Source organism: Dendronalium phyllosphericum CENA369, assembly GCF_016056275.1.
Classification (GTDB): Bacteria; Cyanobacteriota; Cyanobacteriia; order Cyanobacteriales; family Nostocaceae; genus Dendronalium; species Dendronalium phyllosphericum.
Genome location: NZ_JAECZA010000282.1, coordinates 35,917 through 47,994, shown reverse-complemented (window position 1 = coordinate 47,994; position 12,078 = coordinate 35,917). Strand labels below are relative to the sequence as shown.

9 protein-coding genes are annotated in these 12,078 nt (G+C 42.1%); 5 read left to right on the top strand and 4 right to left on the bottom strand.

Annotation, left to right across the window (positions count from 1 at the left end; translation table 11 throughout):
• A partial coding sequence (locus I8752_RS31520; RefSeq protein WP_318780860.1) for a transposase family protein occupies positions 1–291 on the top strand: 291 nt, incomplete at its 5' end.
• 21 nt (positions 292–312) lie between these two features.
• On the opposite strand, the gene I8752_RS31515 is transcribed toward I8752_RS31520, so the two are convergent.
• Positions 313–2,199, bottom strand: coding sequence for an ABC transporter ATP-binding protein (locus I8752_RS31515; RefSeq protein WP_214436115.1), 1,887 nt, complete (start codon positions 2,197–2,199; stop codon positions 313–315).
• 299 nt (positions 2,200–2,498) lie between these two features.
• Positions 2,499–3,488, bottom strand: a complete 990-nt coding sequence (locus I8752_RS31510; RefSeq protein WP_214436114.1) for a zinc-dependent alcohol dehydrogenase family protein — start codon at positions 3,486–3,488, stop codon at positions 2,499–2,501.
• A 727-nt stretch (positions 3,489–4,215) separates the two neighbouring features.
• Between I8752_RS31510 and I8752_RS31505 the strand changes: the two genes are divergently transcribed.
• Positions 4,216–5,292, top strand: coding sequence for an acyl-CoA synthetase family protein (locus I8752_RS31505; protein ID WP_214436113.1), 1,077 nt, complete (start codon positions 4,216–4,218; stop codon positions 5,290–5,292).
• Between the two features lie 3 nt (positions 5,293–5,295).
• Entirely contained in the window at positions 5,296–6,705 is a 1,410-nt protein-coding gene (locus tag I8752_RS31500; protein ID WP_214436112.1) for an aldehyde dehydrogenase family protein, read from the top strand.
• A 63-nt stretch (positions 6,706–6,768) separates the two neighbouring features.
• On the opposite strand, the gene I8752_RS31495 is transcribed toward I8752_RS31500, so the two are convergent.
• Positions 6,769–8,118 (bottom strand): YcjF family protein, encoded by a 1,350-nt coding sequence (locus I8752_RS31495; protein WP_214436111.1) that lies wholly within the window; start codon positions 8,116–8,118, stop codon positions 6,769–6,771.
• Between the two features lie 189 nt (positions 8,119–8,307).
• Positions 8,308–8,577: a hypothetical protein gene (locus I8752_RS31490; protein ID WP_214436110.1), complete on the bottom strand. Its 270-nt coding sequence runs from the start codon at positions 8,575–8,577 to the stop codon at positions 8,308–8,310.
• Between the two features lie 343 nt (positions 8,578–8,920).
• Here I8752_RS31490 and I8752_RS31485 point away from each other — a divergent pair, with 343 nt between their 5' ends.
• Together I8752_RS31485 and I8752_RS31480 are read left to right on the top strand one after the other, a co-directional pair.
• The gene (locus I8752_RS31485) at positions 8,921–9,658 is read left to right on the top strand and encodes a phycocyanobilin:ferredoxin oxidoreductase (protein ID WP_214436119.1); all 738 of its coding nucleotides are present in this window, start codon (positions 8,921–8,923) and stop codon (positions 9,656–9,658) included.
• Between the two features lie 978 nt (positions 9,659–10,636).
• Complete coding sequence (locus tag I8752_RS31480; RefSeq protein WP_214436109.1) at positions 10,637–12,058, top strand: HlyD family efflux transporter periplasmic adaptor subunit; 1,422 nt, start codon at positions 10,637–10,639, stop codon at positions 12,056–12,058.
• Positions 12,059–12,078: the final 20 nt, after the last annotated feature.

The window sequence follows — 12,078 nt, the reverse complement described above, 5'->3', positions numbered from 1 at the left end:
ATAAAATGCTTGGGAGATAAAGGTTATCAAGGTATTCAAAAACTACATAGCAATAGTCAGATTCCTAAGAAAAAACCTAGAGGAGGTAAGTTAACTTGTGAGGATAAAAAGAGCAATCAAGAATTAGCTAAAATCAGAGTTTTAGGTGAGCATGTAAATCGGAAGCTGAAGGTATTTAAAATTTTGTCCTTCACTTATAGAAATCGTCGAAAAAGATTTAGTTTGAGGTTTAATCTGATTGCTGCTCTCTACAATTACGAGCTTCGTCTTCCCCAAACCGAATTTGCTTAAGCGACTTTTGCAAGAGGTCTCTTATAATGTTCGCACTTGCCGATTTCGCACGCGTTCGGGGCTACCAGTAGGAATTGAAGCTATTAACTTTTGTGTGTATTCTTCTTTGGGTTCGCGGTAGATGCTTTCGGCTGTGCCTTGTTCGACAATTTGACCGCGATTCATAACCAAAATGCGATCGCTCATAAATTTTACGACGCTTAAATCGTGGGAAATAAATATATAGGTAAGTTGAAAATCTTCCTGTAATTCTTTCAGCAAATTCAATACTTGCGCTTGTACTGATACATCCAGTGCTGAAACTGATTCATCGCAGATGATGAATTTGGGATTTAGCGCTAGGGAACGGGCTATACAAACTCGCTGCCGTTGTCCTCCAGAAAACTGATGCGGATAGCGGTTCATGGCATCTGCATTCAACCCCACCCGTTCTAGAAGTTCGGCTGCACGTTCTCGCCGTTGTCGTTTTGTCTTACCAACCGAGTGAATTAACAACGGTTCCATCACTGCTTCCCCAATCTTCATGCGCGGATCGAGGGAACTAAAAGGATTCTGGAAAACTATTTGCATTTCCCGCCGCAGTTTTTGCAACGGTTCTCCTTTGAGGGTTGTAATATCTTGCCCATCAAAGACGATCTGACCACTCATTGGCTCGATTAATCGCAGCAAAGTTCTGCCTAAAGTAGTTTTACCGCAACCAGATTCTCCTACTAACCCCAATGTTTCCCCTGGTTTAACATCAAAGGAAACGCCATTCACTGCCATAGTGTAGCGTTTTGTTCCACCAAATACGCCCCGCACTGGGAAACCAACCTTAAGTTCGCGGATTTGTAACAGAGGGGACTTTTCACTAAGGGTTGCCCATCTTGCAGATATTTCCTCAGTTGTAACTTCCGGTGGTTGTTGGGGTTCTTTCTCCTGAATTATTAGCTGTCCTGTTGCCGTTTCTTCTGCAATCATGTAATCAGAAACAGTAAGTAATTTGTTTGGACGGCGGTTAAGCGTGGGACGACAAGCTACCAAGCCCTTAGTATATGGATGCTGGGGATTGCTAAAGATTTGCTCAGATACACCGTATTCCACAACTTTGCCTTTATACATTACCGCTACTTTGTCAGCGATTTCTGAAATCAGTCCTAAGTCGTGGGTGATGAAAATCAATGCCATGTCACGACTTTGTTGCAATTCCCTCAACAAATCAATAATTGTTGCTTGTACCGTTACATCTAAAGCTGTAGTTGGTTCGTCAGCAATCAATAGCAATGGGTTGCAAGAAATAGCCATAGCAATCATCACCCGTTGCAACTGACCCCCAGAAAGTTGATGAGGATAACGTTCCAGCATGGCATCTTTGTACTGCTTCACCAATTGTGCCAATTTTGACTCGTTTGGTTTAGATGAATTTGGGTCAGTTTGATGCCAAGTTTCGAGATACTGTTGTTTAATCAGCTCGTCGCTAGGTAAGAGTTTAACTTCTTGCAAGCCCGCGATCGCAAGTCTTTGTGCTTCAGCAACTGACACATTCTGATGGCGCATAATCGCTTCAGTCAGCTGAAACCCAATAGTGTAAACCGGATTGAGGGAACTCATCGGTTCTTGAAAAATCATAGCGATATCGCCACCTCGGTATAGTTGCATTTGCTCGGCAGGCAACTTCACCAAATTAATCGGATTAGAATTTGCTTGTGGATGAAACCAGATTTCACCACCGCTAACCCTACCAGGAGTTTGTAATAAACCCATTACAGCTAGTGATGTTACTGATTTACCGCTTCCCGATTCTCCTACTATCCCTAAAGTTTCACCTCGATTTAGTGTAAAGGAAATACCATCCACGGCTTTAACAATGCTGCCATCACCGGAAAATTCAACTTGTAGATTGCGAACCTCTAGGATAGTTTCTCTCATAGGAGTCGAGTCAGAATATTTACTTAAAATTATTTAGATGTTAACAGTAGTTTTAATGCTACCTGGGTAAATATAGCTTTTTTACCCGATCGCAGTGATTTTTATGAATTTTTACACTTGTGTTTTGCTTTTTTTGCATCACAGGCAATAACTACAACTGATAACCTATAACTATAACGGATGTAGACGATGCAGATACGGTTTTGTTCGCAAAAGCCACTTGGCGATTGCTAAGTCAAGTAAAGGAAATAAACTTTTTCTCCTTTCTCTTTACCCAACCAAGTTAACTTAGCGAACTGCTAGTCCACCACCAAAACAGCCGAGCCATCAATTTTGCCACTACGAAGCGCATCGAGAGCCTCATTTGCTTGAATGAGGGGAAAAAGGTTCACCTCTGTGCGGATGCGAACTTGGGAAGCTAGGCTCAGAAACTTTTCTCCATCTTGACGAGTAAGATTGGCAACAGATCGCAATACTCTTTCTTCCCAAAGAATATCGTAGGGAAAAGAGGGAATATCGCTCATATGAATGCCAGCACAAACTACTACACCGCCTTTAGCAACTGCACGCAAAGCAGTAGGTACTAACTTGCCAACAGGAGCAAAAATAATCGCCGCATCCAAGGGTTCTCGAGGTAATTCGTCTGAGCCACCTGCCCAAGTTGCACCTAGTTGACGGGCAAACTCTTGTCCCTTAATATCGCTAGAACGGGTAAAAGCAAAGACTTGACGACCTTGATAACTAGCTAATTGAATTAATATGTGAGCTGCTGAACCAAAGCCATAAAAACCGAGTTTTTCAGCATCACCTGTCATTGTGTAAGCCCGATAGCCAATTAAGCCACCGCATAATAGCGGTGCAGCTTGTAAATCAGGAAAACTGGGATCTAAGGGAAAGCAAAAACGATAATCGGCGACAGTGTACTCTGCAAAGCCGCCATCAAAGTTATATCCTGTAAACTCGGCATAATCGCAAAGATTTTCACGACCAGAGAGACAGTAAGGACAGCGATCGCCGCAAGTATAACCCAACCAAGGAACACCAACTCGTTGACCAATACTAAATTTATCAACGCGATCGCCAATCGCTTCAATCGTACCGACAATTTGATGCCCAAGTACCAACGGTAATTTGGGGTGTGTCAATTCTCCATCAACTATATGCAAATCTGTGCGGCACAGAGCACAAGCACGAACGCGAATCAGTACTTGTTGAGGATTGGGTTTTGGCACTGGTAATTCAGCTAACCGTAGGGGTTGACGTTGTGCCTCCAAAATCATCGCACGCATAAGCAATAGAAAATGATGATAAAGATATTTTTATTCTGCATTGTGAATGCAGATCGTGCCTGTATTTAGCAAAAGATAATTTTTTTATTTAAAAACTTAAATTTCTTGGCTTTTCTAAATTTTAACTCTTGAACCAACATCATACTAGGTGTGATTTAAAAAAATATAAAATAGTATTTTTTTAGCCTCATAACTAGTAAATCACTCGTTTTAGATAATTACTTCTGAAAATAGAGGAAAAAGCTTCCAGTTAGGCTAAATAGGATAATATTTGGCTGTAGCACAATAACCACAAGATAAAAATAGTAACGCTGATACACTGCTGACTACTGTCATCTTTATTTTAATACAACTATTTAGCTGAGTCACGGCACTACATCTACTAGATTTTTAAACAAATCAAATAATAGTCCTATATATTTATTTCCCAAAAATTTTTACATAATTATTCTTCTATCGATAGATAGATATAGAACTTACTCCCAACTATAGAGTATTTTACTTATTAAATAGTTAAATTTAATTTAAAAGCCAGCTCGCTTAGTCAATAAAGTCAAAAATTCAAAATTCAGGAAAACATCAAAATCAAGCGATTTTATCATCTATCTAGAAAATGAGTTGTTTAGAAGAGATTTATATAGTTATAAATCTTCTAATTGAGAGATTAGTGATAGCTAGTTTTCAACGAGCATCAGATTTTTTCTAAAAAATAATATTGGATTCAAATATGACATTTACACACCCTATTTTGCCCGAACCTATAAGCCTTGATGACTGGGTATGTCACATCATAGACATTCATTTTCATCCGACACATGGTTCACCGTTTTGGAGAGAGCGATCGCAGGAATTAAAAATCGATCCACATAAAGATATTCGTGGATATGAGGATTTAGCACTGCTGGGTTTTTTTGAAATTAACGAGTTGAGAAAAACAGACGTGCGTCAGTTTATGCCAGCTAAAGTCGCTAAGGAGCGTAGCAGGTTACGCGTATACGAAACAGGGGGAACCACTGGTTTGCCTGCACGAATCGCTTACCGAGATTACAGTTTATTGATGACAAATTGGATGGACTGGTACTACAACAATATAGTTAAGTTTCCACAAGAAGCTAACTGGTTGTGGATTGGGCCTACCGGGCCGCACGCTGTTGGAGATATGGTTCAGGATTTTGCAAATCATCGCGGCGGAATGTGCTACCGCATCGACCTAGATCCACGTTTTGTGAAGTTACTGTACCAGAAGAATGATACCCAGACTCTAGAATTGTACATGAACCACATTCGACGGCAATCCTATGCAATTCTAGATACGCAAGAGATAGAGGTTTTAGGAACAACACCAGCACTTTTACAAATTTTGGCTCCAGAACTCAATGAGCGCGGTTATCAGTTTGCTGGACTGTTCTACGGTGGAACTCATCTTTCCCAAGACCTTTATCAGCTTTTATGTACAGAGTTCTTTCCTAATGCTGTTAACACTGCGGTTTATGGAAACACACTTATGGGTGTTGCACCATTGCGTCCGGCTCAACCCGACGACCCTAACATTGTTTATTATCCCCTTGAACCATTTTTCAAGATTGAAATTGTAGATTTCGACGAGCCAAATAAGGTGTTGGGCTATCACCAAACAGGACGGGTCTGTATTTCTTTATTAGCGGAAGAACTATTTTTACCACGAGTATTAGAAAGAGATCGAGCTGAACGTTGGGAAGCGCTTCCGGCTTTGGGTTGGGATGGAGTGGCAAATGTACGTCCCTTGCAGAATAATCAAGCTACTGCGATCGAAGGAGTTTATTAGATCATGATGATTCCAGCGATTACTGGCAGACGCAAAGGCTACACCAGCGTAGAGACAAAGAAGTTAGTTGGATTCGAGGGGTCATTAGTGGGAGAGGCTACCATCACTCCACCATTGTTAATCAATACAGCAGCACGCCGTCAGGTAGAAGCTCTCAAGTCATGCTCAATACGTCAGTTGCTCGATATATTTCATCGAGCGGGTAAGCTATTTTGCGAAGGACAACCAGATGGTTTAGCGCCAGAAGACTATGTAAGGTCAGCATCATTGACATCTGGGCTACCGATTTCTATTGTGCGTCGTCGCACCTTGGGTTTTTTCCCCCAAATATTCCAAGATATGGAAAAATTTTTACTGATTCAAAGTCCAGGAGGCTTAGATGTTTTTGATACGCACCTCTACCAAGTTCAAGAAATTTTGGTGGGATTAGTGCCTCGTGGTAACAATGTCGGCTTTATTATGCCTGGGAACCATCCATCAACTAACTATATGTGGCTGTCCGCACTAGCGATGAAAATGCCACTGATCCTACGCCCATCTTATGACGATGTTTTCACGCCCTATCGGTTGCTGATGTCATTGCTTGAAGCTGGTTTGCCTGAAGAGTCCGTCGCATTTGTGCCAGGGACTCATGAATTAGTCGATACTATTGCTCAGGCTGCATCTTTGTCAGTTATCTTTGGCGGACAGCAATTACAAGAGCGTTATGCTAAGGATTGCAATATTAAAGTCTATGGGCCGGGGCGCTCAAAAGTTGTTGTTCCAGCAAATGCTGATTTCGATCGCTCTGTAGATACTATTTGTCGTTTAATTATGGATGATGGTGGGCGAGGCTGTATCAACTGTAGTGCGGTGATTGTTGAAGGTAACGCCGAGAAGTTGGCTGCTGCTGTGTCTGAAAAATTGAAGCAAGTGCCAGTACTTTATCCATTGGAAGAGGGAGCTAAGTTAGGGGCATTAGCAAGCATTGCCTCAGCAGAGCCGTATAGTGCGTTAATTGATGCTCGTTTGCATGATGGAGCTAAAGAGTGGACTGACGGAAAAACCAATAGAGTAGCACAGATCGATCGCGTTGCAATTATGCTACCAACTGTGGTGGAAGTACCTGACTTTCAACATCCACTATTTGGTGTTGAACTGCCGTTTCCATTTGCAGTCTTTACTTCGGTAGGTTCCCGCCAAGAAGCGATTCAGGCGGCTCGTAATTCACTTGCAGTTGTTGTGTCTGGAGAAGACAAAGAATTGGCCCAAGAACTATTGCTTGAGCCTGACATCGACAAAGTTTTCATGGGCGGTGCGCTGAGTACGGAATTCGATCCTAGAGAGCCACATGAAGGATTTTTGTTAGATTTTCTCTTCCAAAAAAAGGCGTTCCAAGCGGGGAAAGCGGCATCATACCAAACTACAATCTAGAAAACCGAGCGAATTCAGAGAGTATCTGTTTTTGGATAAGCTCAAGTCAATGCTCAAAAATAATCACCGTTTAATTCCCTTAAATCGTTCTTTTGCTGTCTGAAACGCCTCTTGCATGACAGACTGAATTTTTTGGGGATCTGGTTTCTTCCCTCCCATCAAGTCACCAAAGTAAACGCAGGCTCCTTCACCCAATGCCCAAGTGTAGGCAGCTGCCCATGAAGCTGCAATTACACTGCCGAAACCTGGTAGGAACTTTATTAACTCTCGTGCAACCGCCTGTGCCAAAAAACCACCAGCGATCGCACTTACAATACCCCCAGCTTGGGATGGAGTCAATGTCTGTCCATACAACTTACCCAACAGACTCACCATCGAGACTTGCAAGGCAGTCAGCACAGGCATTGTGGCAAATGGCAATGGCACAGCCGCTAAGGTAGCAGACATAATCGCAAATGGCAAAATGTAACGGCGACCAACATCTCGGTAGAGGTTGCCAATTTGCTTGCCAACTTCTTCTCGTTCCAATAATTGATAAATTGCTTGGGCTTCTGCTTCTGGAAGTAACTCGGCAAGGGTATCTCGCAGTGCTTCTAAACCATAAAATACAGGAGTGTAGCCGTCTTCTTCTAAAGTAAAGTCGATCAGAGCCGTGCGATCGCAAATTCCTGCAAAAGCTTCTATAATGCCAGCCGACGCACGATTGACTTGCTCATAATCTGGTGGATAGTCAGGATGATCGGCTATATCGGCAGGATAAACTTCATGCAAGCAGGTAATTGCTAGTAGACACGGAATATCTGGATATTTTTGACGCAAATTTTGAGCAATTTGTCGCAAGCTGTCAGTTGCAAAATCGTTAATTTTAACAGTTAGAATTAGGATTCGAGCGCGATCGCTTTTGTGTTGTAAATCGCCAACTAACTCTTGAATAATTGCTGAAGTATCCTGATTGACATCTCCCAGTCCTACGGTATCTGTAAAAACCAGCAATGGTAGTTCATCAGAAGGATACGCATAGCGCTGAGTATGTTGCGTATGGGGACGAAATCCTTGACCAACGATTTCGGCAGTTACTCCTGTCAATCCGCGAACAATGGAACTTTTGCCAGCTTGAGGCTTACCAATCAGTAAAGCTTCTGTAGTTGGCAGTTCTGCTTGAACCGCCTTTAGAATATCTGCAACTTCAGCATCGCTGACATTAAACCAATGAATAACCGTCTGTGCAACTTGCTCAACGGGTAGGCGTTGCATTAAAGTTGCTGTTGCCTTATTCCAGACACCAGCAATACGGTTTGTCCAGGAGACATCAGCCGACTTAGCGATCGCACTATCACTTGGTTCACTGACAGTTGGTTCACTGAACTGCTCAGATTCAGCTGATGGCAAGCTAGCATCATGTTGTTCAGTCATGGGCATCACAATGGTAAATAGCTTTTAAGACGCTTACCTGGGCTTACCATGTGGGATTTTTAGACCCAGAAAACCCTATTAGTAATTTTAGCTTTGTCAGTGATGTCTAATGACAAGCTAATTTGCGTCTACTTAGTTGCCTCCAGACAAGTTCCTAAATTCACGCCAAAAATTTATTTGTGGAGTTCCCTAAACCCTTCCTTGTTTGGGATGAAATTGCCCAGTGTGTAATATTACTTTCCCATAGTCTGGAATCCAGGCTAGCCATTTATCCGCTGAAATCGGACACAATAACAGTGCTTCGTCAAAACTAAAAGAGCTGGGTAGTTCCAGAAGTTCTACCCACGTCGAGATTAAAAAATCCTGCACTGACTCTTTGGCATAACACTTGCTCAACCAATCAAGATTCTGCTTTCTTGCCGATATAGCAAAATCTGGTTTATCAGAATCTAGTTTCATAGCTTTTTATTAGCCTTAACCAATGGGTTAATCTAAAATTATTTCTGTAACCAAGACTACAAAATAACAGTACTTTTGAAAAGCAACTGTTTTATAACTTTACGTCAGCTAGTGGAAGCAGGCAGAAGGGCAAAGGAGGTGGGGAGCTGAGGGGGATGAGGGAGACAAGGAAGACAAGGAAGTAAGGGTGAATAACTTGCGACTTCTGCCTTCTGCCTTCTGCCTTCTGACAACTGACAACTGACTCAGCACTCACTCTAAGTGTTTGCATATATTGCAAGCCAGACCAGAAGTGGCGCAGCTGGCTGTAGACTGGCAAATAGATAGCATTTTCAATGAGAACATGTCATTTACTTCCATCCCCTCACTGCGAGAGCAACAACATCCTTTAGTTCGTCAGTTAGCTGATTGTATTGAGACAACTTGGCATAAGCACCTGGATCTGTCGCCTTACCATTTGCCGACTGAGTTGGGGTATGTGGAAGGTAGACTAGAAGGCGAGAAACTAACAATTGAAAATCGCTGCTATCAAACACCCCAGTTTCGGAAAATGCACTTGGAACTGGCAAGGATCGGAAATATGCTGGATATTTTGCACTGCGTGATGTTTCCTCGTCCAGAATACGATCTGCCGATGTTTGGTTGTGATTTAGTTGGGGGTAGAGGTCAAATTAGCGCTGCGATCGCCGATTTATCTCCTGTCAATTTAGACCGTATCTTACCAGAATCTTATAAAGCTGAACTGATGGCGCTAGGAAAGCTGAACTTTTCTCAACCCCGCGAATTACCTGAATGGGGGCATATTTTCTCAGATTTTTGCATTTTTGTGCGTCCCATTTCCCCCCAAGAAGAAAAGATGTTTCTCACTCGCGTGCAGGATTTTTTAGAAATTCACTGTACGCAAGCGATCGCCTCTAGTCCTGTTTCACACGAACAGACGCTACAAATTCTCGCAGGACAACGCAACTACTGCACCAAACAGCAGCAAAACGATAAAACTCGCCGAGTGCTAGAAAAAGCCTTTGGTCAAGACTGGGCAGAAAACTACATGACCACAGTATTATTCGACCTGCCAGATTAAAGAAGTTAGTGCTGAGTGCTGAGTGCTGAGTGCTGAGTTATGAGTACAGACGCGATTAATCGCGTCTGTAAGTGATATTTTTCTCCCCTAGCTTCCCCTGCTCCCCTGCCCCCTCTGCCCTCTTATCCCCATCTGTAGGCTCCGCTACGTTTTCCCGTAACTGATAAATGTAGAATTCATTCAGCGAGAGTTTAATGGAGTAAGACAAAAACACAAGGTTTTGGGAGCAAGTATCTTACTAGATATAAGCAACTAATGCTAACAATTTAACCATAAACTTAAGGAAAATTTAATGTTAGAAATGCTCGATTTGATAGATATTTTTTAGTGAGTTGTTGATTGATGGAAAACTCACGTCCACAGCTAGATTGCGTTCAAATATGGCAACAGCTAATTTTCATATTCTTTTCGCTTTTGTAATTAACTGTAGCCTCCATTCATACATCTGTGGAAATAGGTCTGTCGTAGCAATATCAACTTCATCCTAAAAAACTTGCCGATGATACTCTAAGTCAAGTTGCGAAAGTTTAGGTATGTATATTTGGATGCAGCTTGAAACTTAAAATAATAAGCAACAAATTTCTGGCATCAACCAATATAACTATCAAAAACTTAATTAGAGTTAGTGTTACATTTTTTGACTAACTCTCATTATAGTTATATCACCAAAAATGTAGCGTGAGCTTTGCGCTTGCTCTGTTTACTATGTCTCTTGCAAAAGTATTTTTTGTAAGTAGTGAAAGGAAAAAGATTTGCAAGAATTTTATTGAATAGCCAGCGACCAATCGGCGCTATTTTAGAAAGCTGTAGCATCGAGCATTGATTGGACATTGGATTTAAAGTGGAATCCTACCACTTTAAACCAATGTTATTTGTCCTCAGCTGGCTGTTTACTAAAACCCTTTTTGACTAATTTGACTAGGCCTAATTCACTTTTTTACTACCATCAGCACAATTTAGATAAACAGGCAACATACTATGTCAAGGGTGACTGAGACAAAGTCAAGACAGCAGCCACTTGAGCAGGAACAATCTAAGGTTTGGTGGGGTATTGCTGTAGCCTTACCAATAGCGATCGCCGCTGGGCTACTAACTACAGCCAAAGTCGAGCAACTCAAAAAACTAAATCCCGCTGTACCCGTGAAACCAGTTGCTAACACCACTAGTGCTGTGGGGCGTTTGGAACCACAGGGAGAAGTGATTAAACTTTCTGCCCCAACTACAGGCGCACAAGCAGCATCACGAGTTCAGCAAATCTTTGTCAGAGAAGGAGAAAAGGTTAGGAAAGGTCAAATAATTGCGATTTTAGACAACCACGACACTCAAATAGCGGCATTAGAAGAAGCAAAAGCAAAACTGCAAGAATCTCGTGCTAATTTTTCCCAGGTAAAAGTTGGCTCACCAAGAGACATTCAAGCCCAAACAGCAGTGATTGCTCGCCTGCAAGCTCAGTTGCGCGGTGAAAGAGATGCTCAACAAGCAACGGTGACTCGGATTGCATCTGAGTTAAGTGCGGAAAAAGTTGCTCAACAAGCAACAGTCGATCGCCTAGAAGCTGAATTCAGCGGTCAAAAAGATACTTTAAGAGCAACGATCGCGCGCGTACAAGCCCAACAACGCAATGCTCAAGTCGATGCTGGACGCTACGATTACTTATACCGTGAAGGTGCAATTTCTCAGCAAGAACGGGACAATAGACGCTTAAATGCAGTCACTACTAGTCAGCAGGTTACAGAAAGCCAAGCAACTTTGAAGCAGACATTGGCCACTTTGCGCCAGCAAGTTGCCGAGGCTAGAGCTAACCAAGTGAAAACTTTAACAACTTTGCAACAGCAGTTGATTGAAGCTAAAGTTACCCGCGATAAAACTATAGCAACTTTGCAAAGACAAATAGACGAAGAAACAGCCAAACTCAATAGGCTAGTAGATATCCGTCCTACTGATGTGCAAATCGCCCAAGCTCAAGTTACTAATGCGATCGCTAATGTCAGACAAGCCGAAGCACAACTGAAATTAACCTACGTCCAAGCACCAAGCGCTGGAGAAATTTTAACTATTCATACCAAATCAGGAGAAGCTATCAGTCCCAATGGCATAGCTGAAATCGGACAAACCGATCAAATGATGGTTATTGCCGAAGTTCCTGAAGATAGTATTGGTAAAGTGCGTATTGGTCAAAATGCTACAGTCACTAGCGATAATGGAGCTTTTAATGGCGAATTAAAAGGTGTCGTTACTGAAATTGGTAGAAAAATTGGCAAAAAAGATGTGTTGAATACAGATCCAGCAGCAGATGTAGATGCCAGAGTAGTAGAAGTAAAAATTGCCTTATCAGCAGAAGATAGCCCAAAAGTTTCAGGCTTAACCAACGCCAAAGTTCTTGTTGAAATTAATAACTAAAGAAAGGCTCAAAATTCATC